This is a genomic window from Nocardioides sp. NPDC127503 (assembly GCF_040302165.1).
Lineage (GTDB): Bacteria > Actinomycetota > Actinomycetes > Propionibacteriales > Nocardioidaceae > Nocardioides.
The window spans coordinates 81,237-101,206 of record NZ_JBEORH010000002.1 but is presented as its reverse complement, the minus strand read 5'-3'; the positions used below and the strand labels follow the sequence as shown (position 1 = coordinate 101,206).

Below are 19,970 nucleotides of genomic sequence, written 5' to 3'. Positions count from 1 at the left end.
CCGGATGTCTCGTACGATCGTGCCGACGTGGCGACCCGCACCCGAGATCGACCGCTTCTACCGCGCCGCCGGGATGTGGCACCCGGCCTGTGTCACCGACGACCTCCGGCGCTGTGTCGACCGCTTCGGTGACAAGGTCGCGGTCCGCGACTCGACGACCCAGCTGACGTTCGGCCAGCTCTGGGACCGAGCCGCCGCTCTCGCAGGCTGGTTGCGCGAGCGCGGTCTGCGCCGCGGGGACGCCGTCGCCGTCCAGCTGCCCAGCTGGACCGAGGCGGTCGTGGCGTTCCACGGGGTGCTGATGGCCGGCGGCGTCGTGGTTCCGATGACGAGCATCCTGCGGCAGCGCGAGGTCGGCTTCATCGTGCGCCAGACCGGTGCCCGCTTCGCGATCGTCGCCGAGGCGTTCCGCGGATACTCCTACCGCGATCTCTACGCCGACCTGATCGGTGAAGGCATCGCGCTCGACCATGTCCTGTGGGTACGTGGCGGGGCGAGTGGCGAGCGTTTCGAGGAGGCAATGCTCACCGAACCGGTGGACGTCGAGACCGCGCTCGCGAGCGCCGGGCGGGACGGCGACGTCGCGCTCGTCATCTACACCTCGGGGACCACCGCCGACCCCAAGGGCGCGATCCACACGCACGAGGGGATCGCGGCCTCGGGCGACATCTGTCGGCGCGCGTTCGGGCTCAACGAGAACGACGTCCTCTTCAACCCGTCGCCGGTCAGCCACATCACCGGCATCTCGCTGAGCGTCCTCTTCCCGGTCGCCTTCGGCTGCTCGGTCACCCTCCAGGAGGCATGGGATCCGCAGCAGGCGTTCGACGTGGTCGAACGCGACCGGACGACCTTCTTCATCTTCGCCACCCCGTTCCTGGCCGCCCTCACCGAGATCGCGGAGGACCGTGGCGTACGTCTGGACCATATCCGGACGATCGTGTGCGGTGGTGCGGACGTACCCGAGGCGCTTGCCCGCCGGGCGCATGGGCGGCTGGGCACGGTCGTACGGATGTACGGTGCCACCGAGTGCCCCAACGCCAGCTGTGGCTCGCCGTGGGACCCGGTGCTCCAGCGCTGGGGCACCGAGGGGCACTGGCTCTTTCCGACCGAGGGGCGGGTGGTCGATCCCGACACCGGCAGGGACCTGCCGTCCGGCTCGATCGGTGAGGCCTGGTGGCGTGGGCCGCAGCTGTGCTCGGGGTATGTCGATGCCGAGCGCAACGGAGCCTTCACCGCCGACGGCTGGTTCCGGACGGGCGACCTCGTGCGCCTCGATGCCGGTGGATCGCTGACGGTGCAGGGCCGGATCAAGGACATCATCAACCGCGGCGGCGAGAAGTTCAGCGCACGGGACATCGAGGACCTGGTCGCCGAGGTCCCGGGCGTCGTCGACGTCGCGGTCACGCCCGTGCCCGACCCCGTACTCGGCGAGCGGGTCTGCGCCTGGGTCGTGCTCGAGCCCGGCGCCGTCCTCGATCTGACTGCCCTCACGACCCACCTGCGAGGCCTCGGCCTGACGACGCAGAAGCTGCCCGAGCGGCTCGAGGTCATCGACGAGATGCCACGTACGCCGAGCGGGAAGATCCGCAAGACCGACCTGCGCGACCGCCTCGAGGCCGCGCCGACGACCCGGCCGTGACCGGACCAGATGGAGGAAGACAGTGACCAAGGAACGCATCGTCGTGCTCGACGGGGCCCGCACCCCGATCGGCAGCTTCGGCGGCCAGTTCAAGGACGTGCCGGCCTACCAGCTCGGCGCGGCGGCGGTCACCGAGGCGCTCGGGCGCTCCGGTGTGGCCGCTGCGGACACCGAGGAGGTCGTGATGGGCCGCATCGGCCAGGTCGGGCCCGATGCGTACAACGCCCGTCGGGTCGCCATCGAGGCCGGCCTGCCCACGTCGGTCCCCGCGTTCACCGTCAACCGGCTGTGCGGCAGCGGGCTGCAGGCCATCTGGTCGGCCGCTCAGGAGATGCGTTGGAACGACCTCCAGGTCACCGTCGCCGGCGGCGACGAGTCGATGACCCGGATGCCGTTCTATGACTTCGGCGCCCGCAACGGCTACAAGCTCGGTGACCGCGAACTGGTCGACGGCACGGTCGCGATGCTCACCGACCCGTTCGGCGGTGTGCACATGGGGGTGACCGCGGAAGCCGTGGCCGAGAAGTACGGCGTCTCACGTGAGGAGCAGGACGAGTTCGCGCTCCGGTCCCAAAGGCGGTGTGCGGCGGAGGCTGCAAAGGCGGCATTCGCGGAGGAGATCGTCCCCGTCGAGATCTCGGGACGTCGGGGCGTCACCGTCGTCGACACCGATGAGCACCCCAAGCCGCAGACCACGCCCGAGGCGCTCGCTGCGCTGCGGCCGGCTTTCGCCGAGGGCGGTACGGTCACCGCCGGCAACGCCTCGGGGTCAACGACGGGGCCGCCGCGGTCGTGCTCGCGACCGAGTCGGCCGCTCGTGACCGGGGTGCGACCGGACTGGTCGCGCTCGAGCAGGTGGCGACCGCGGCGATGGAGCCGGGTCTGATGGGGTACGCCCCGACGCTCGCCCTGCGCAGTCTCTTCGAGCGCACCGATCTCACCCCTGCCGACATCGACATCGTCGAACTCAACGAGGCCTTCGCCTCCCAGGCCGTCGCGGTCTCGCGTGACGTGGGGCTCGATCCGGAGCGCACCAATCCCTACGGCGGGGCGATCGCGCTCGGCCACCCGGTCGGGGCGACCGGCGCGATCCTGTCGTTGCGAGTGGTCAAGCACCTGCGACGTACGGGAGGTGAGCTCGGCATCGTCACGATGTGCATCGGCGGCGGCCAGGCTCTCGCCGCGTTGTTCCGTCGCCTCGACTAAACCGTGTGACAATACCTCGAATCGAGGTATTGTTCTGGCGTGAGCATCATCGACGTCATGGTCCTCGGCTTCCTGGCCGAAAGACCTCAGCACGGCTACGAGCTGCGCCGGAAGATCGAGCAGCTGTACGGCCACACCCGCCGCATCAGCGACGGCACGCTCTATCCCGCGACCGACCGACTCGAACGCAACGGCTATGTGGTCAAGGAGTCCGAGCCGGGGCGGGGTCGGGCGGGTCGGCACACGCTCACCCTCACCGATGCAGGGCGGGCGCATCTGCTCGAAGCGATTCGAACCGCCGATGACCATGACATCACCGACGCGAGCCGGTTCTACGTCATCCTCACCTTCCTGTCGCTGCTACCGGACCGTGCCGATCAGCACGCGGTCCTGCGCCGACGACTGGAGTTCCTGGAGACGCCGGCGAGCTTCTTCTACGACGGCGACCGCCCGGTCCGGGCCGAAGAGGTCGCCGACCCCTACCGACGCGGACTACTGCTGACCGCCCGTGCCACCAGCGCCGCCGAGAGGGCCTGGATCAGAGAGGAGATCGACTCGTGAACTCGAGCGAGACCATGCGAGCTGTTGTGCTGGAGGCGCCCGGACCGGTGGAGGCTCTGCAGGTCCGGGACCTGCCCCTCCCGGAGCCCGAACCGGGCTGGGTGCGGATCCGGGTCAAGGCGTTCGGGCTCAACCGCTCGGAGCTGCACACCCGACTGGGGTTGGCCGGGGACTCTGTGACGTACCCGCGTGTGCTGGGCATCGAAGCAACCGGCGTCGTGGATCTCGCGCCGGGTGGTGAGTTCGAGCCCGGGCAGCAGGTGATGACGATGATGGGTGGGATGGGACGTACGTTCGACGGTGGCTACGCCGAGTACACCTGTGTCCCGGCGGCACAGGTCATCCCGTTCCGCTCCGACCTCGATTGGGCGACGTTGGGCGCGGTGCCGGAGATGCTGCAGACGGCGTACGGGTCGCTCACTGTCGGAGTCGACATGAAACCCGGTCAGAGCCTTCTGGTTCGAGGAGGAACCTCGTCCGTCGGGATGGCTGCCGCGGTGCTCGCCAAACGGCATGGTCTTCGCGTTCTCGCCACGACCCGGAGTGCGGCCAAGGCCGAGGCACTCGAGGGGATCGGGGTCGATGACGTGCTGGTCGACGACGGCGATGTCGAGGCCCAGGTGCGGCGCCTGCTTCCTGAAGGGGTCGACGGCGCGATCGAGCTGATCGGTACGCCGACGCTTCCCGACACGCTACGGTCCACCCGCGTCCACGGCACGGTCTGTTTCACCGGGATGCTCTCGAACGTGTGGACCGTCGAGGAGTTCTACCCCATCGACTATCTCCCCACAGGTGTTCGGCTCACCGCATACGCCGGTGAGGCCGACGATCTTCCGGCGGACGTTCTCCAGGGCTTCCTCGACGATGTGGCCGCCGGTCGCGCGGTGGTGCCGATCGACACGACGTACGACCTCGACGGGATCCGTGAGGCTCACCAGCGGATGGAGGAGGGAACGACCAGCGGGAAGCTCGTCGTGGTCGTCGAAGGACGTACCTGTAGAGCCGGAGGGTATTCGGCTGCGGGTGGGCGGTTCGCGGGGCTAGTGTTTGAGCGTTCGCGGGCCGGTGAGAATGGGGGAGCCAGATGGCAGTGGAACTGCTGATCGTGGCCGGAGTAGCGGCACTCGTCGTAGTCGTCGTGGTGGTGACTGTCGTAGCCCTCGTCGTGGCGCTGTCGGGTCGAGCCAAGCGAACCAACATTCAGCACAACGTCGGGGACATCGACCCCGGCTTCTGATCCTCTAAGGTTGAACGACGTGGCAGACGAGATGGCGCGCAAGGACATCGAGGCAGGTTTGGAGACCCGCCATGAGCTGGGGGATGCGTTCGACGCGGAGCTGGTAGCCGGTTTCGCCGACCGCATCGAGAAGACCGTTCAGGAGCGGGTCGGTGCCACCGCCTCCGCCCGCACCCTCGCCGAGCGCAACGAGTCGCGTACGTCGATCTTCCAGTTCGTGCTGGGCGCCGGCTCGGCCGTCGCCGGCATCCCGATCAGCATCACCCTCGGCGTCACCGACAACCTCGGCGCCCTGGTGATCTCCTGGGTCGGCCTCGTCGGCGTCAACGTCGCCCACGCGCTGCGTACGCGTAAGCGCTGACGGCGTGGGCGGCGCCCTTAAGAGGGAACCGCGCGCCCTACCGAGAGATAGCCCCACGGGCGCGAGAACGACGGCCCGGGGAGGTAGGACTGCTCGAGGTGGTCGAGGGTGAAGCCGGCGGCCTCGACGAGCCGCGGGATGTCGCGGGTGAGGTGGCAGCCGCCGAAGAGGCGCTGCTGGAGGCCGTCGAGGCGGTGTTGCCAGCGGGCGACGCCGGGGTCGGGGGAGAGACCGTGCTCGGCGAAGCCGATGGTGCCGCCGGGGCGCAGGACGCGGCGCAGTTCGGCCAGGGCACCGGCGACATCGGGGATGGTGCACAGCGAGAAGGTGACCAGGCCCGTGTCGACCGAGGCGTCGGCGAGCGGGAGCCGGGCGCCGTCGAGCCCGACGCGGCTCACCGGGACCGATGAGCCCGAACGGCGCGAGGTCGAGAGCTGCCAGGCCACGTCGGAAGGCTCCACGGCGATGATCTCGGTGACCTCGGGCGGATAGAGGCCGATGTTGCTCCCGCTGCCGAAGCCGATCTCTACGACCTGGCCGCGGAGACCGTCACAGGCCTGCTCGCGCAGCGGCTCGAGCTGCGCGATTCCGCAGGTGCGGTCCACGATGCGTGGCACCACCCGCGCTTCCCAGAGTCCCATGGGACCTCACTCTTCCATCTCTCCGGTCCATTGGACACCGAGCAGCATCGAATCCTCGCCCTCGACGAGGGTGGTGAAGCCGATGCGCCGGTAGAACCCGATCGCGCGGGTGTTGCCGGAGGCGACGCCGAGGTGCGCGCCGCGTACGCCGGCGACGTGGAAGGCGCCGAGCATCATCCCGATCAGCTCCTTGCCGACGCCTTGGCCCTGGGCGCGGGGGAGCAGGTTGATGTGCAGGTGTGCCGGGAACTCGCTGAGGATCTCGCCCAGCATCCGCGGCGGCCGGTGGATCTGGGAGCGGAGCCGGGCGTTCCAATCGGTCCGGTCGTGGTCGGGTCCAGGATCGGGGTTGACGACGCGGAGCGCGGGCCACCAGTCCTCCTCGCACTCCTTCTCGAAGGCGCGGGTGAACGGGGTGCCGACGACGTAGCCCACCACGCCCTCGGAGTCGACCGCCACGAACCCGAGCCCGAGACGCAGCACGATGTAGGGCGCGGCGTAGATGTTCCCCAGCAGCCGCGGGTCGTCGTAGAACTCGGTGGCGTCCTCGCCCGATGCCCCGGTGAGCAGGCAGATCGAGAAGATGTCGTCGAGGTCGTCGGCGGTGGCCCGCCGGATCTCAGGAGTTCCCATGGCCCAACCTCACCATGACCCGCCTCCGCCGACGACGTACCCCCGGACATGGCGCTTCAATAGCGGTCTCCTCCTGGTGCCGCCCAGCCGAACAACCTGGGGCAACCTCAGCGTGGCGTGTGGATGCTCACGTGCCTTCGTGCACGTGGCCGGTAGCCTTGCAGGCATGAGCGTACGACGGGTGATGGGCACGGAGGTCGAATACGGAATTTCCGTGGCCGGACAGCCCCAGGCCAACCCGATGGTGGCGTCCTCGCAGGTCGTCAATGCGTACGCATCCTCGACATTGAAGGCGAGGAGAGCGCGCTGGGACTTCGAGGAGGAGTCGCCGCTGCGCGACGCGCGCGGCTTCGACATGTCGCGTCAGGTGGCCGATCCCAGCCAGCTCACCGACGAGGATCTGGGGCTGGCCAACGTCATCCTGACCAACGGCGCCCGGCTCTACGTCGACCACGCCCACCCGGAGTTCTCCTGCCCCGAGGTGACCAACCCGCTCGACGCGGTGCGCTGGGACAAGGCCGGTGAGCAGGTGATGCTCGACGCCTCCCGTGCCGCCGCGCGGCTGCCGGGCAACCCGCAGATCCACCTCTACAAGAACAACACCGACAACAAGGGTGTCTCCTACGGTGCGCACGAGAACTTCCTCATGCGCCGCTCGACCGCGTTCGCCGACATCGTCAAGCACCTGACCCCGTTCTTCGTCTCCCGGCAGGTCTTCGCCGGCGCCGGACGGGTCGGGATCGGCCAGGAGCGCCCCAAGCACGGCTTCCAGATCTCCCAGCGCGCCGACTTCTTCGAGGTCGAGGTCGGGCTGGAGACCACGCTCAAGCGGCCGATCATCAACACCCGCGACGAGCCCCACGCGGACCCGGAGAAGTACCGTCGCCTCCACGTGATCCTCGGCGACGCCAACCTCGCCGAGATCTCGACGTACCTCAAGCTCGGGAGTACGTCGCTGGTGCTCGCCATGATCGAGGACGGCTACATCACCCGCGATCTCAGCGTGGACGGTCCGGTCTCGGCGCTGCGCGCGGTGTCTCACGACCCGTCGCTGAAGACGTTGATCACGCTCAAGGACGGTCGCAAGCTGACCGGCGTCCAGCTGCAGATGGAGTACCTGGACCTGGCCAAGAAGTTCGTCGAGGAGCGCTACGGCTCCGACGCCGACTACCAGACCAAGGACGTCCTGGAGCGCTGGGAGTCGGTCCTCGACCGCCTCGAGCGCGACCCGATGGAGTGTGCCACCGAGCTCGACTGGGTGGCCAAGTACAAGCTCCTGCTCGGCTACCGCGACCGTGACGGCCTGGAGTGGGACGACCCCAAGCTCCACCTGATCGACCTGCAGTACGCCGACATCCGCCCCGAGAAGGGCCTCTACCAGCGTCTCGTCCGCGCCGGCCGGATCCAGCGCCTGATGACCGACGACCTGGTGGAGAAGGCGATGCACGAGCCGCCGACCGACACCCGGGCCTACTTCCGGGGCCGCTGCCTGGAGAAGTACTCCGAGAACGTCGCCGCGGCCAGCTGGGACTCGGTCATCTTCGACCTGCCCGGGCGCGAGTCGCTGCAGCGGGTGCCGACCATCGACCCGCTGCGCGGCACCAAGAAGCACGTGGGTGGCCTGCTCGACTCCTCCGAGACCGCCGTCGACCTGTTCAACCGGCTGACCGGTTCCTGAGCGTCGAACGCGACTCGTGCCACATCTCGGCCCAACGTTCGACTTCTGCTTCCTCCCGTAGCGAAATCGGGCATTGTTTCCTCAGGTTTGTCGGTGCTAGTGGATAGGTTGAAGACATGGCACAGGAGCAGAAGCAGCCGAAGAAGTCCTCCGAGACGGAGGAGTCCGTCGAGACCGCGCCCGAGACCGATGTGAATGAGCGCAAGGAAGCGCTTGACTCCGACGTCGACGACATCCTGGACGAGATCGACGACGTCCTGGAGACCAACGCCGAGGACTTCGTGAAGTCCTTCATCCAGAAGGGCGGGCAGTAGTAGATGTCCGAATCCCGTATCCCGGCTGCCTACATGACGCCGGGCACCTCGTCCTTTGCCGATTTTCTGACGGCCCAGTCCCCGGAGCTGCTCCCGCGACGCGACGCCGTTCCGGGCAATCTGAACGACATCGCCCCGCACGGCACCACGATCGTCGCCGCCACCTTCCCCGGTGGTGTGATCATCGCCGGTGACCGGCGGGCGACCCAGGGCAACCTGATCGCCGAGCGCGACATGCGCAAGGTCTTCCCGTCCGACGAATACTCCGCGGTCGGCATCGCCGGCTCAGCGGGACTCGCTGTCGAGCTGGTCAAGCTCTTCCAGACCGAACTGGAGCACTACGAGAAGATCGAGGGCACCACGCTCTCGATCGAGGGCAAGGCCAGCCGGCTCTCCGCGCTCGTCCGGGGCAACCTGCCGATGGCGATGCAGGGCCTGGTCGTGGTGCCGCTCTTCGTCGGGTTCGACCCCGAGGCCGCCGAAGGGAAGATCTATGGGTACGACCCGACCGGCGGCCGCTACGAGCAGACCGGATACTCCGGCGTCGGCTCGGGCTCGCTGTTCGCCAAGGGTGCCCTCAAGAAGCTCTACCGGCCCGACCTCGACGAGGCCACGCTGGTCGCGGTCCTGGTCCAGGCGCTCTACGACGCGGCCGACGACGACTCGGCCACCGGCGGCCCGGACCTGTCCCGCAAGCTGTTCCCGCTGGTCCACGTGATCACCGCCGACGGCGGACGCACGCTGCCCGACGCCGACGTCGCGGCCGTTGCCGAGGCCGTCATCACCGGGAGGCTGCAGCGGCCCGACGGTCCCATCGCCGAGCTGGAGGGTGGCCGATGAGCACTCCGTTCTATGTCTCACCCGAGCAGCTGATGCGCGACCGCGCGGACTTCGCGCGCAAGGGCATCTCCCGGGGTCGGGCGCTGGTGTCGCTGCAGTACGCCGACGGCATCGTGTTCGCCTCCGAGAACCCTTCGGCGGCGCTGCACAAGGTGAGCGAGATCTACGACCGGATCGCCTTCGCCGCGGTCGGGCGCTACAACGAGTTCGAGAACCTCCGCATCGCCGGCGTGCGGCTGGCCGACATGCGCGGCTACGCCTACGACCGGCGCGACGTCACCGGCCGCGGCCTGGCCAACGCCTACGCCCAGACCCTCGGCACGATCTTCTCCTCGGGCGGGGAGAAGCCCTACGAGGTCGAGCTCTTCGTCGGCGAGATCGGTGACTCCGCCGAGGACGACCAGCTCTACCGGCTCACCTACGACGGCCAGGTCGTCGACGAGCACGGCTTCGCCGCCATCGGCGGTGCCGCCGAGTCCGTCGGCGGCTACCTCAAGGAGCGCTACACCGAAGGCGCCTCGCTCGAGGACGCCATCAAGCTGGCCGTCGCAGCGCTGGGCCACACCGACACCGACGACCGCGAGATCGCCGCCAAGGACCTCGAGGTCGCGGTCCTCGACCGCAACCGCACCCAGCCGCGGAAGTTCCGCAGGATCCGGCCGGCGACGCTGGTCGACATCCTCGGCTCGGACGTCGCGACCCCAGAGGTCGAGGCAGCCAACCCGGCCGCCGTCGAGCCGCCCGCCGACAAGCCGACAGAGAAGCCGGCCGAGAAGCCGGTCAGCGAGGCGCCGCTGGCCCCGCCAGCCGACGACGACGGCGAGCCGCCGATCGCCCCGCCGCTCGACTGAGCCCAGAAGCCGGGGAGTCCCAGGTGCACCCGGTGCGCCTGAGACTCCCCGGCTTCGCTCCGTCTCCGATCTACGCGAGACCGGCGACGGCGACCAGGATCAGCACGACCCCGGCGACCGCCGGCGCGGCGAGGCGCTCACCGAGGACCGCTGCCGCAGCGACGGAGGCGGCGACCGGCTCCATCAGGCTGGCCACGGTGGCCGCGCTGCTGCGCGTGGTGCGCAGCCCGGCATAGAGCAGGCCGTACGCCAGCGCCATCGTCGCCACGCCCAGGTAGACCAGCCAGGCCCACACGGTCGCCGAGGACGAGACGAGCGGCCCGCCGCCGAGCAGCGCCAACGGAGTGAGGGCAAGGGCCCCGACGCAGGTGGCGCCGGCCGTCACCAGCAGTGGGCTGCGCTGCTGAACGAGCGGGCGCCCGACCGCAGTGGTGAGCGCGTACGCAGATCCGGACGCGATCGCGAGCAGCACCCCGGTCACCGGCCGGTCGCCGCCGGCCCCGCTGCCGGCGTATGCCGAGGCCAGGACCAGCCCGGTCAGCGCCGTCGCCAGCACCACGAGCTGCCGGCCGGTCGGCCGCTGACGTGACGCGATGGCCTCGCCGGCCAGCAGGATCGCCGGAGCGATCCCGAGGCTGACGACGGTGGACACGGTCACTCCGACGGCGACCACGGAGGCGAAGTAGAGCGCTTGGTAGAGGCCGGTCGCGACCCCGACGACCACCGTGCGGAGGTCGAGGCGAAGGTCGCGCAGGCGGCCGAAGGCGGCAAGGACGGCGAGCAGAACGACCGCGGCGATCAGCATGCGGTATGCGCTCACCGTGAGCACCGACATCGGCGTGATCGCGCGGACGATCTGAAGGACGAGGCCGCCGGTGCCCCATAGGACCCCGGCGAGACAGATCTGAACGAGCCCGAGACGGGCGGAGAGAGAGGACATCGAAGAGGTGCTCCAGGTTCGACAAGACGGAAGGGCAGCGTCTGGAGCACGCCAAAGAGAGCCGATCCGCGCCTTCAGCGGCAGATCGGCGAGGCCGCTCCGGTCAGGCGACCGGCGGCGGAAGCAGGCCGAGATGCTTCGAAGTCATGGCCCGAAGTGTGCCACGGCTCTGAGGCCGCGACAGCCCGTTTTCGAGGACGCCGCTCGGTTCAGCCCATCTGATCCGAGAGCGAGACCACGATGCCCTCGGGCCCGCGCACGTACGCCATCCGAACGATGTCCTCGTAGACGCCGACTCCACCGACCAGCCCATAGCCGTCCTTCGCCAGCTCCGCGAGGACCGCGTCCAGGTCGTCGACCTGGAAGCAGACGTTGCGCAGGCCCAGCACGTTGGCCATCGCCTCGGGCGAGCCGGGCACGTGGTCGGGACGTACGAACCGGGCGAGCTCGAGGGTGGTGCCGCCGCCCGGCGGGCGCAGCATCACGACCTCGCAGCGCGCCCCCGGGATCCCGCAGACCGTGTCGATGAACTCGCCCTCGACGAACGTACGTCCCTCGATCTCCAGGCCCAGGCCGACGAAGAACTCCGTGACCAGGTCGATGTCGGCGACCGTGATGCCGATGTGGTCGAACTTCAACAGGTGTGTCATGACTGCCATCCTCGTACTGTGCTCGTCGTTTGGCGGGTGCCTTCGACGAGGGAACGAGGCCGGCGCGCCGATCTCTACATGCCCGACGACACGAAATCGGCCCGCCTTGGTCAGTGACCGGTGAGCTGACCGGTCAGCCGCTCGTGCCGGTCGGCGCTGGACGCGTTGAGGCCGACGATGCGTACGGACTTGTTCTTGGTCGCGTACTTGTGGGTGATCGCGTCGAGCGCCGCGACCGTGGAGGCGTCCCAGATGTGGGAGTCGGAGAGGTCGATGACGACCTCGTCGGGATCGTCGGCGTACTCGAACTGCGTGTAGAGATCATTGCTGGAGGCGAAGAAGAGCTCGCCGGTGACCCGGTAGACGGCACTCACGCTGCCGTCGGCGCCCTCGACGAGCTCCCGGTGCGTGTCGGTCAGGTGGGCGACACGGCGCGCGAAGAGCGTCAGCGCGACCAGGACCCCGACGATGACGCCGATCGCGAGGTTGCGTGTCGCGACGGTGACCGCGACGGTCGTGAGCATCACCGCCGTCTCCGAGAGAGGCATCCGCCGCAGGGTGGAGGGCCGGACCGAGTGCCAGTCGAAGGCGCTGACCGAGACCATGATCATCACCGCGACCAGGGCAGCCATAGGGATCAGCGCGACGACGCCGCCCAAGCCGACCACCAGGACGAGCAGGAAGACGCCGGCGAGGAAGGTGGACAGCCGCGTACGAGCGCCGGAGACCTTCACGTTGATCATCGTCTGCCCGACGACCGCGCATCCGCCCATGCCGCCGAAGAAGCCGGTGATCAGGTTCGCAAGTCCCTGCGCGCCGGCCTCGCGGGTCTTGTCGGAGTGGGTGTCGGTGATGTCGTCGACGAGCTTGGCGGTCAGCAGCGACTCGAGCAGGCCGACCAGCGCCATCCCGAGGGCGTAGGGGGCGATGACCTGCAGCGTGTCGAAGGTGAGAGGTACGTCGGGCAGGAACCAGGTCGGCAGGCTGTCGGGCAGCTTGCCCTGGTCGCCGACGTTCGGCACGTCGATCGCACCGATGACGGTGAAGGCGGTGAGCGCGACGATCGCCACCAGCGGGGCAGGGATCACCTTGTTGATCCGCGGAAACCCGACGATGACGGCGATGCCCACGGCGATCATCGGGTAGACCGCCCAGGGCACGTCGACCATGTGGACGATCTGCGCCTCGAGGACGAGGATCGCGAGCGCGTTGACGAAGCCGACCATCACCGAGCGGGGGAGGAAGCGCATCAGCCGGGCCACCCCGGCCAGCGCCAGCGCGATCTGGATCAGGCCGCCCAGGAGCACCGTCGCGATCAGATAGTCATAGCCGTGCTCCCGCATCACCGGGGCGATCACCAGCGCAACCGCGCCGGTGGCCGCCGAGATCATCGCCGGCCGCCCACCCAGGAACGAGATCGCGACCGCCATGGTGAACGAGGCGAACAGCCCGACCCGCGGGTCGACCCCGGCGATGATCGAGAACGAGATCGCCTCGGGGATCAGCGCGAGAGCGACGACGAGGCCCGCCAGCACCTCCGTACGCAGCAGCCGCGGCGAACGCAGCGCCGCGAGGACGCCTGGCTCGTTGCCGGCGGAGGACGAAGGCAGGGGTGAGGGCACGAGCCGCAATCCTAGGGCTGGCCGCACTCGTCCCCGGCTTTGTGAGCGATGTGAGATTCGACCCTTCCGGCGTCGGCTCGCGGTCGGCGTGCCGGTGGACGGCGCGCCCCGCCGTGTCGTACCTCTGAACGCCTCCGGAGTGACCGTCGACCGTCTAGGGTTTCAGTATGGACAGGCGCATCTTCGGCATCGAGAACGAGTACGGCGTGACCTGCACGTTCCGCGGCCAGCGGCGGCTGAGCCCGGACGAGGTGGCCCGCTATCTCTTCCGCAAGGTCGTGAGCTGGGGCCGCAGCTCGAACGTGTTCCTCAGGAACGGCGCGAGGCTCTACCTCGACGTCGGCTCCCACCCCGAGTACGCCACGCCCGAGTGTGACGACGTGGTCTCGGTCGTCACCCACGACAAGGCGGGGGAGCGGATCCTGGAGGGGCTGCTCCTCGACGCCGAGCAGCGGCTGCACGACGAGGGCATCGCGGGCGACATCTACCTGTTCAAGAACAACACCGACTCGGCCGGCAACTCCTACGGCTGCCACGAGAACTACATGGTCAGTCGCGCGGGGGAGTTCTCCAAGCTCGCCGACGTGCTCATCCCGTTCCTGGTCACCCGCCAGCTGATCGTCGGTGCCGGCAAGGTCACCCACACCCCGCGGGGTGCCGGGTTCGCGGTCTCGCAGCGTGCCGAGCACATCTGGGAGGGCGTGTCGTCGGCGACGACGAGGTCCCGGCCGATCATCAACACCCGCGACGAGCCGCACGCGGACGCCGAGAAGTACCGGCGTCTCCACGTCATCGTCGGAGACTCGAACATGTCCGAGACCACCACGATGCTCAAGATCGCGAGCTGCCACCTGGTGCTGCGGATGATCGAGGAGGGCGTCGTCATGCGGGACATGACGATGGAGAACCCGATCCGCGCCATCCGCGAGATCGCCCACGACCTGACCGGCCGCCGCAAGGTGCGGCTGGCCAACGGTCGCGAGGCCAGCGCCCTCGACATCCAGAACGAATACCTCTCCAAGGCGCGCGAGTTCGTCGATCGCCGCGAGATCACCGACCCGACCATGATCGCCGCCCTCGACCTGTGGGAGCGCGGCCTGAAGGCGATCGAGTCCGACGACCTCTCCCTGGTCGACCGCGAGATCGACTGGGTGATCAAGTGGAAGCTGATCGACCGCTACCGCGCCAAGCACGGCCTACCGCTGGGCCACGCGCGAGTCGCCCAGCTCGACCTCGCCTACCACGACATCCACCGCAACCGCGGCCTCTACTACCTGCTGGAGAAGAAGGGCGCGGTCAAGCGGGCGACCACCGACCTGAAGATCTTCGAGGCCAAGTCGGTGCCGCCGCAGACCACCCGTGCCCGTCTCCGTGGCGAGTTCATCAAGAAGGCGCAGGAGCGCCGCCGCGACTTCACCGTCGACTGGGTCCACCTCAAGCTCAACGACCAGGCTCAGCGCACCGTGCTGTGCAAGGACCCGCTCAAGGCGTACGACGAGCGCGTGCAGAGGCTCATCGACGGCATGTGAGGCACCGGCCGGGGTGGCTTCGCTGCGGGGCAACCACCGGGCGGATATGGTGTGCTCCGCTGTCGTCTATCTCTATTTCACGTCACGAAGGTTTGCACTGTGCCCACTGCTCCTCGGCCTCGTCTGCGCCACGCGCTGAGCGCGCTGGCCGTCACCCTGCTCATCCCGGCTCTGGTCGCCTGCGGCGGCGAGGAGAAGACGGGGTACGGCGACGAGACCGTCTCCGGCTTCGACGGCGCCACGGTCTCGGCCTCGGTCGACAAGGCGCCCACGCTGAAGTGGAAGTCCGCGATCGCCTACCCCAAGGACCCCAAGGTCAAGACCCTGACCGAGGGCGAGGGTGAGGAGATCCCGAAGGACCGCGGCGTCTTCGCCAAGATCTACATCGGCAACGCCACCACCCTGGACAAGGACTGGGCCTACGAGAGCCAGGCCCCCGAGGGTGAGGAGCTCCCGGCGGAGAAGCCGTGGAGCACCATCCTGAAGGGCGCCAAGGTCGGCGACCGGATCGAGGCCATCGTCGGCTCGGCCGACCTGCTCGGCGAGGGCGGCAACCCGCAGATGGGCATCGGCAACCACGACACGCTGCTGGTCGTCGTCGACGTGGTCAAGCCCGCCGCCGACAAGACCCCGCAGGACGTCGACGCCTCCGAGCTCCCGAAGGTCGTCGAGAAGAACGGCAAGCCGACCGGGTTCGACTTCACCGGCATCGCCAAGCCGAAGGCCGACGACGGGCTCAAGCGGGCCATCGTCACCGAGGGCGAGGGCGAGGAGATCACCACCGACCAGACGGTCACCGCCAACTACCTCGGCATGACCTACGGCGCCAAGAAGCCGTTCGACGAGAGCTTCAGCAAGGAGGCCGTGCCGTTCGCCCTCAACCAGGTGGTCGCGGGCTGGACCAACGGCCTGGAGGGCGTCAAGGTCGGCAGCCGTGTTCTGCTGCAGATCCCGCCGGAGCTGGGCTACGGTTCAGAGGAGAAGCCGGGCCAGGGCGGCACGCCGGGGATCCCGGCCAACAGCACGCTCTACTTCGTCATCGACGTCGTCAAGGCCGAATCCACCCCGGCTCCGCAGTAGAAGAGTCTCTAGGGGGAGAACACCGTGGCGGCGGGTAAGACCGAGCGGTTGATGAACCTGCTCATCATGCTGCTAGTGCAGCGTGACAACGTGTCGAAGGAGCGGATCCGCGAGGTCCTCTACCCGTCGTCCCACGGTGAGGCGTTCGAGAAGATGTTCGAGCGCGACAAGGAGGAGCTGCGCAGCCTCGGTGTCCCGATCGAGACCGGGGTGCTCGACTCCTTCTTCGAGGACGAGATCGGCTACCGGGTCAGCCCCGAGCAGTTCGCGCTGCCGCCGATCACCCTCGAGGCCGACGAGCTCGCGGTGGTCGCGCTGGCCACCAAGGTCTGGGAGAACGCCTCGATGGCGGAGGCGACCACCGAGGCCGTACGCAAGCTCAACGCCGCCGGGCTCGAGACCGACGTCTCGGCGCTGGAGATCGTGCAGCCGCGGCTGGCCGCGGAGGAGGGCTCCTTCGACGTCTTCGTGGCCGCGACCCAGGACCGGCAGATCGTCGAGTTCGACTACCGCGGGTCACGGGCGGCCGAGCCGTCCCACCGGCGGCTGCAGCCGTGGGGCGTGGTGCGCTACTCGGGCCGCTGGTACGCCGTCGGCCATGACGTCGACCGCGACGACACCCGCATCTTCCGGCTCTCCCGCGTCCTGGGGGAGGCCCGGGCGGTCGGCGAGTTCGATGCCTTCGAGGTGCCGGCCGAGGTCGACGTACGCGATATCGCACGGACCCTGGCGCCGGCGCCGCCCGCGGGGAAGGCCGTCCTGCTGCTGCGGCAGGGGAGCGGCTACACCCTTCGCAGGGCGGCCGACTCCACCGAGTCCGGCGTGACCGGGCCCGACGGTCGCGACGACTGGGACCGCGTGGTGCTGACCCGGGTGCCCGCCGACCTGGTCGGAGCGGTGCTGGGCCACGGCGCCGACGCCTATGTCGAGGAGCCCGAGGACCTGCGTCGCGAGGTCGCGACGCGGCTGGAGCAGCTGGTGGCGCGCCTGGACGGAGCCGCACGATGAGCGTGACGGGTGCGTCGGGTGCCAAGGGGCAGGTCGGGCGTCTGCTGACGCTGGTGCCCTACCTCTACTCCCAAGAGGACGACGTACGCCTCGACAAGGCCGCCGCCGACCTCGGCGTCGAGGAGAAGCAGCTGGTCAAGGACCTGCAGGTGCTCTTCATGTGCGGGCTGCCCGGCGGCTACCCCGACGACCTGATCGACGTCGACATCGACGCGCTGACCGAGCCCGACGGCGACCGGGTCATCCGGATCTCCAACGCCGACTACCTCGACCGCCAGCTGCGGCTGACCCCGATCGAGGCCACCGCCGTGATCGTCGCGCTGCGCGCGCTGCGGGGCGGTGCGGTGAGCGCGGAGACCAAGGAGGTCGTCGACCGTACGCTGGCCAAGCTCGAGCAGGCGGCTGCCGAGGGCGCCGCGGCGAGCGTCGACCCCGGTGAGGAGCTGATCGACACCTCACTCGTCCAGATCCATGCCGCGATCGCGACCGCGATCGACCAGGGTCGCCAGGTACGCATCGACTACTGGGTCCCGGCGCGCGACGAGGAGTCCTCGCGGGTCATCGACCCGCGCGCGCTGGTCTCGATCCGCGACATCGAGTATCTCGACGCCTGGTGCCACACCGCCGAGGCGCCGCGCAGCTTCCGACTCGACCGGATCAGGGGAGCCGAGGTGCTCGACACCCCGGTGGCCACCGACCCCGAGGACGGCGCGAGCGCCGAGGACGCGGCCGGGCTGCTGGAGCGTACGGACTACGGCACGATCGTCCGCGTGCGGCTGGCCCCTGAGGCCCGCTGGGTCGGTGAATACTACTCGGTGATCGACCCGGTCGAGCTGCCCGATGGCGGGCTCGAGGTCGGGCTGCGGGTCTACGACCAGCGCTGGCTCACCCGGTTCCTGCTCCGGCTGGCGCCCCATGCCGAGCTCGTGGCTGAGGGCGACCGAGGGGCGCAAGCTGACGCCCGAAGGGCGCAGATGAGCACAGAGTTCACTGAATCGTTCGCCGCGTCTGCGCGGCATGCACTCGGCCTGTACCGTACGGACGCGTAGACTTCTGGCGTTCCCCCTAGACGTAGATGAGGTAGTTCATGTTCACTCCATTGATCGGTATGCCGCAGGGAGCCGAGTGGCTCATCATCTTGGCGATCGTCATCCTCGTCTTCGGTGCCGCAAAGCTTCCTGAGCTCGCCCGCGGCACCGGTCAGGCGCTGCGCATCTTCAAGACCGAGACCAAGGGTCTTCGCGACGAGGACGAGAAGGAGAAGGGCGACAAGGCCGAGAAGCCGGCCGAGCTGACCGCCTCCGAGCAGGAGCGGATCGCCGAGCTCGAGCGTCGTGAGGCCGAGATCAAGGCCGAGCGCGAGCGCCTCTCCGGCAACTGAGGCCGACCTTGTCCATCGCCGGTGTTGTCGCGATCTTCCGCGGCACCCCCAAGCACCCCATCGGCGACGACGGCCGGATGGCTCTCTCCGACCACCTGCGTGAGCTCCGTGCGCGGGTGATCAAGGCGTCCCTGGCCCTGGTCGTCGGGTTCGTCGTCGCGCTGTTCTTCTTCGAGCAGCTCTTCGATCTCGTCATGGACCCCTACCTCAAGGCCGTCAAGATGATGGACCAGGAGGGCGGCGCTGCCTCGCTGAGCTCTGTCAACGGCGCCGCAGGCGGCTTCATGCTCTACCTGAAGCTGTGCGGCCTGGCCGCGTTCATCGGCACCGCGCCGATCTGGCTCTACCAGATCTGGGCGTTCCTGATGCCCGGCCTGCACGCCCACGAGAAGAAGATGTCGAGGATCTTCGTGGCCGTCGCCGGCCCGCTCTTCCTCCTCGGCGTCCTGCTCGGCTACGTCACCTTGCCCAAGGGCCTGGAGATCCTGTTCGCCTTCGTCCCCGACGGCCTGACCAACATCGTCGAGTTCAGCGAATACCTCAGCTTCCTGAGCCGTACGCTGCTGGTCTTCGGCATCGCCTTCGAGATCCCGGTCTTCGTGATCCTGCTCAACCGGATCGGGGTCCTGCCCGGTGCCGCCCTGGGCAAGTACCGCGCCTGGATCATCATCGGCTCCTTCGTCTTCGCCGCCGTCGCGACCCCGTCGGGTGACCCGTTCACGATGACGATCATGGCCGGTCCGATGGTCGTCCTCTTCGGGATCTCCGAGGTCATCGCCCGGGCGCATGACAGGCGGAAGGCCAGCAAGCGCAAGGACATGATCGGGGATCCTGACGTCCCGTCGGTGATCTGACCACTAGTCTTCACCGGGTGACGCGTCAGATCGCCCTGCTCGCCAACCCCACCGCCGGCCGCGGCAACGCCGACCAGATCCTCGATGCGGTCACCGCGAGGCTGGCGGCCTCGGGGGCCGTGGTCGAGCACCTCATCGGTGACGACGCCGACCACGCTCTCGAACTGGCTCGGAAGGCGGCTGCGGACGGGGTCGACACGGTCGTGACCCTCGGCGGTGACGGCATGGTCCACGTCGCCGTCCAGGCACTGGCCGAGACCGAGGTCAACCTCGGTGTCATCCCGCTCGGGACCGGCAACGACTTCGCGCGGGCGCTCGGGATCCCGGCCGGCGACCCGCTGGCTGCCGCCGACGTGGTCGTACGCAACCACCCCCGCCGCATCGACCTCGGTCGGAGTGGCGAGTCGTGGTTCGCCACGGTCCTGGCCGCCGGGTTCGATGCAGCGGTCAACGAGCGGGCCAACGCGATGAGGTGGCCCCATGGCGACCTCCGCTACACGCTCGCCGCGCTGTCGGTGATCCGCAACTGGAAGCCGGTGCCCTACCGGCTCGAGATCGAGGACTCGACCGGCGCGACCACGGTCCGCGAGCAGGAGGCGATGCTCCTGGCGATCGCCAACACCGAGTCGTACGGCGGAGGCCTGCGGATCGCGGCGGAGTGCGACCCCGCCGACGGCCTGCTGGACGCCATCCTCATCAAGCCGGTCTCACGGCTGGAGTTCCTGCGCGTCTTCCCCGGCGTACGCCAGGCCAAGCACCTCACCCATCCGGCCTTCGAGCGCATCCGCGCCCGCCGGATCACCGCCTCCGCTCCCGGCGTGATCGCCTACAGCGACGGGGAGCGCCTCGGGCCGCTGCCGCTCGATGTCGAGTGCGTGCCGTCCGCTCTCGGCGTACTCGTGCCGCCGCGCGCGTGATTGTCGGTGTCGGTCGATAGGCTCGGGT

At 68.9% G+C, this 19,970-nt stretch carries 23 protein-coding genes; 18 read left to right on the top strand and 5 right to left on the bottom strand.

What is annotated here, in order from left to right; genetic code table 11:
- Positions 1–4: 4 nt before the first annotated feature.
- From ABTW65_RS04500 to ABTW65_RS04470, 7 genes are read left to right on the top strand one after another with little or no spacing between them, the layout of a single operon-like run.
- Positions 5–1,639 carry a class I adenylate-forming enzyme family protein gene (locus ABTW65_RS04500; RefSeq protein ID WP_350658742.1) on the top strand — a complete coding sequence of 545 codons (1,635 nt, stop codon included), beginning with the start codon at positions 5–7 and terminating at the stop codon, positions 1,637–1,639.
- Between the two features lie 22 nt (positions 1,640–1,661).
- Positions 1,662–2,525: a thiolase family protein gene (locus ABTW65_RS04495; protein ID WP_350658741.1), complete on the top strand. Its 864-nt coding sequence runs from the start codon at positions 1,662–1,664 to the stop codon at positions 2,523–2,525.
- Positions 2,525–2,845, top strand: a complete 321-nt coding sequence (locus tag ABTW65_RS04490; RefSeq protein ID WP_350658740.1) for a hypothetical protein — start codon at positions 2,525–2,527, stop codon at positions 2,843–2,845. Before ABTW65_RS04495 ends, ABTW65_RS04490 begins: the two co-directional genes overlap by 1 nt.
- Before the next feature lie 39 nt (positions 2,846–2,884).
- Positions 2,885–3,406 (top strand): PadR family transcriptional regulator, encoded by a 522-nt coding sequence (locus ABTW65_RS04485; RefSeq protein WP_350658739.1) that lies wholly within the window; start codon positions 2,885–2,887, stop codon positions 3,404–3,406.
- Complete coding sequence (locus ABTW65_RS04480) at positions 3,403–4,509, top strand: zinc-binding alcohol dehydrogenase family protein (protein WP_350658738.1); 1,107 nt, start codon at positions 3,403–3,405, stop codon at positions 4,507–4,509. Before ABTW65_RS04485 ends, ABTW65_RS04480 begins: the two co-directional genes overlap by 4 nt.
- Complete coding sequence (locus ABTW65_RS04475; protein WP_350658737.1) at positions 4,491–4,643, top strand: hypothetical protein; 153 nt, start codon at positions 4,491–4,493, stop codon at positions 4,641–4,643. Before ABTW65_RS04480 ends, ABTW65_RS04475 begins: the two co-directional genes overlap by 19 nt.
- A 19-nt stretch (positions 4,644–4,662) precedes the next feature.
- On the top strand, positions 4,663–5,004 hold the full coding sequence (locus tag ABTW65_RS04470; protein ID WP_350658736.1) for a hypothetical protein: 342 nt from the start codon (positions 4,663–4,665) through the stop codon (positions 5,002–5,004).
- A gap of 17 nt (positions 5,005–5,021) precedes the next feature.
- On the opposite strand, the gene ABTW65_RS04465 is transcribed toward ABTW65_RS04470, so the two are convergent.
- Complete coding sequence (locus ABTW65_RS04465; protein WP_350658735.1) at positions 5,022–5,645, bottom strand: class I SAM-dependent methyltransferase; 624 nt, start codon at positions 5,643–5,645, stop codon at positions 5,022–5,024.
- Between the two features lie 6 nt (positions 5,646–5,651).
- The gene (locus ABTW65_RS04460; RefSeq protein ID WP_350658734.1) at positions 5,652–6,278 is read right to left on the bottom strand and encodes a GNAT family N-acetyltransferase; all 627 of its coding nucleotides are present in this window, start codon (positions 6,276–6,278) and stop codon (positions 5,652–5,654) included.
- A gap of 166 nt (positions 6,279–6,444) precedes the next feature.
- Between ABTW65_RS04460 and dop the strand changes: the two genes are divergently transcribed.
- The 4 genes from dop (at position 6,445) to prcA (ending at position 9,961) form a co-directional block, all read left to right on the top strand.
- Positions 6,445–7,956, top strand: coding sequence for a depupylase/deamidase Dop (gene dop / locus ABTW65_RS04455; protein WP_350658733.1), 1,512 nt, complete (start codon positions 6,445–6,447; stop codon positions 7,954–7,956).
- A 116-nt stretch (positions 7,957–8,072) separates the two neighbouring features.
- The gene (locus tag ABTW65_RS04450; RefSeq protein ID WP_008356645.1) at positions 8,073–8,270 is read left to right on the top strand and encodes a ubiquitin-like protein Pup; all 198 of its coding nucleotides are present in this window, start codon (positions 8,073–8,075) and stop codon (positions 8,268–8,270) included.
- Between the two features lie 3 nt (positions 8,271–8,273).
- Positions 8,274–9,110: a proteasome subunit beta gene (prcB, locus tag ABTW65_RS04445; protein ID WP_350658732.1), complete on the top strand. Its 837-nt coding sequence runs from the start codon at positions 8,274–8,276 to the stop codon at positions 9,108–9,110.
- Entirely contained in the window at positions 9,107–9,961 is an 855-nt protein-coding gene (prcA, locus tag ABTW65_RS04440; RefSeq protein ID WP_350658731.1) for a proteasome subunit alpha, read from the top strand. Before prcB ends, prcA begins: the two co-directional genes overlap by 4 nt.
- 70 nt (positions 9,962–10,031) lie before the next feature.
- Here the strand turns inward: prcA and ABTW65_RS04435 are convergent, their stop codons facing one another.
- The 3 genes from ABTW65_RS04435 to ABTW65_RS04425 form a co-directional block, all read right to left on the bottom strand.
- Complete coding sequence (locus tag ABTW65_RS04435; protein WP_350658730.1) at positions 10,032–10,901, bottom strand: DMT family transporter; 870 nt, start codon at positions 10,899–10,901, stop codon at positions 10,032–10,034.
- A gap of 209 nt (positions 10,902–11,110) precedes the next feature.
- A complete protein-coding gene (locus ABTW65_RS04430) occupies positions 11,111–11,551 on the bottom strand; it encodes a VOC family protein (RefSeq protein ID WP_350658729.1) in 441 nt (146 codons plus the stop codon).
- A 110-nt stretch (positions 11,552–11,661) separates the two neighbouring features.
- A complete protein-coding gene (locus ABTW65_RS04425; RefSeq protein WP_350658727.1) occupies positions 11,662–13,173 on the bottom strand; it encodes a SulP family inorganic anion transporter in 1,512 nt (503 codons plus the stop codon).
- Between the two features lie 167 nt (positions 13,174–13,340).
- Between ABTW65_RS04425 and pafA the strand changes: the two genes are divergently transcribed.
- The 7 genes from pafA to ABTW65_RS04390 all read left to right on the top strand — a co-directional run bounded on the left by pafA (position 13,341) and on the right by ABTW65_RS04390 (position 19,942).
- On the top strand, positions 13,341–14,702 hold the full coding sequence (pafA, locus tag ABTW65_RS04420) for a Pup--protein ligase (RefSeq protein ID WP_350658726.1): 1,362 nt from the start codon (positions 13,341–13,343) through the stop codon (positions 14,700–14,702).
- Between the two features lie 99 nt (positions 14,703–14,801).
- Positions 14,802–15,782, top strand: a complete 981-nt coding sequence (locus ABTW65_RS04415; RefSeq protein WP_350658725.1) for an FKBP-type peptidyl-prolyl cis-trans isomerase — start codon at positions 14,802–14,804, stop codon at positions 15,780–15,782.
- A 24-nt stretch (positions 15,783–15,806) separates the two neighbouring features.
- Positions 15,807–16,790 carry a helix-turn-helix transcriptional regulator gene (locus tag ABTW65_RS04410; protein WP_350658724.1) on the top strand — a complete coding sequence of 328 codons (984 nt, stop codon included), beginning with the start codon at positions 15,807–15,809 and terminating at the stop codon, positions 16,788–16,790.
- On the top strand, positions 16,787–17,839 hold the full coding sequence (locus ABTW65_RS04405; RefSeq protein WP_350658723.1) for a helix-turn-helix transcriptional regulator: 1,053 nt from the start codon (positions 16,787–16,789) through the stop codon (positions 17,837–17,839). Before ABTW65_RS04410 ends, ABTW65_RS04405 begins: the two co-directional genes overlap by 4 nt.
- A 38-nt stretch (positions 17,840–17,877) precedes the next feature.
- A complete protein-coding gene (tatA, locus tag ABTW65_RS04400) occupies positions 17,878–18,171 on the top strand; it encodes a twin-arginine translocase TatA/TatE family subunit (RefSeq protein WP_141804833.1) in 294 nt (97 codons plus the stop codon).
- An 8-nt stretch (positions 18,172–18,179) separates the two neighbouring features.
- Complete coding sequence (tatC, locus tag ABTW65_RS04395; protein ID WP_350658722.1) at positions 18,180–19,025, top strand: twin-arginine translocase subunit TatC; 846 nt, start codon at positions 18,180–18,182, stop codon at positions 19,023–19,025.
- A gap of 17 nt (positions 19,026–19,042) precedes the next feature.
- Positions 19,043–19,942, top strand: coding sequence for a diacylglycerol/lipid kinase family protein (locus ABTW65_RS04390; RefSeq protein WP_350658721.1), 900 nt, complete (start codon positions 19,043–19,045; stop codon positions 19,940–19,942).
- Positions 19,943–19,970: the final 28 nt, after the last annotated feature.

Coding starts and splice junctions, on each gene's coding strand:
- ABTW65_RS04500 (WP_350658742.1), top strand. CDS start 5: ATGTCTCGTACGATCGTGCCGACGTGGCGACCCGCACCCGAGATCGAC.
- ABTW65_RS04490 (WP_350658740.1), top strand. CDS start 2,525: ATGGGGTACGCCCCGACGCTCGCCCTGCGCAGTCTCTTCGAGCGCACC.
- ABTW65_RS04475 (WP_350658737.1), top strand. CDS start 4,491: ATGGCAGTGGAACTGCTGATCGTGGCCGGAGTAGCGGCACTCGTCGTA.
- ABTW65_RS04465 (WP_350658735.1), bottom strand. CDS start 5,645: ATGGGACTCTGGGAAGCGCGGGTGGTGCCACGCATCGTGGACCGCACC.
- ABTW65_RS04460 (WP_350658734.1), bottom strand. CDS start 6,278: ATGGGAACTCCTGAGATCCGGCGGGCCACCGCCGACGACCTCGACGAC.
- dop (WP_350658733.1), top strand. CDS start 6,445: ATGAGCGTACGACGGGTGATGGGCACGGAGGTCGAATACGGAATTTCC.
- ABTW65_RS04450 (WP_008356645.1), top strand. CDS start 8,073: ATGGCACAGGAGCAGAAGCAGCCGAAGAAGTCCTCCGAGACGGAGGAG.
- prcB (WP_350658732.1), top strand. CDS start 8,274: ATGTCCGAATCCCGTATCCCGGCTGCCTACATGACGCCGGGCACCTCG.
- prcA (WP_350658731.1), top strand. CDS start 9,107: ATGAGCACTCCGTTCTATGTCTCACCCGAGCAGCTGATGCGCGACCGC.
- ABTW65_RS04435 (WP_350658730.1), bottom strand. CDS start 10,901: ATGTCCTCTCTCTCCGCCCGTCTCGGGCTCGTTCAGATCTGTCTCGCC.
- ABTW65_RS04430 (WP_350658729.1), bottom strand. CDS start 11,551: ATGACACACCTGTTGAAGTTCGACCACATCGGCATCACGGTCGCCGAC.
- pafA (WP_350658726.1), top strand. CDS start 13,341: ATGGACAGGCGCATCTTCGGCATCGAGAACGAGTACGGCGTGACCTGC.
- ABTW65_RS04405 (WP_350658723.1), top strand. CDS start 16,787: ATGAGCGTGACGGGTGCGTCGGGTGCCAAGGGGCAGGTCGGGCGTCTG.
- tatA (WP_141804833.1), top strand. CDS start 17,878: ATGTTCACTCCATTGATCGGTATGCCGCAGGGAGCCGAGTGGCTCATC.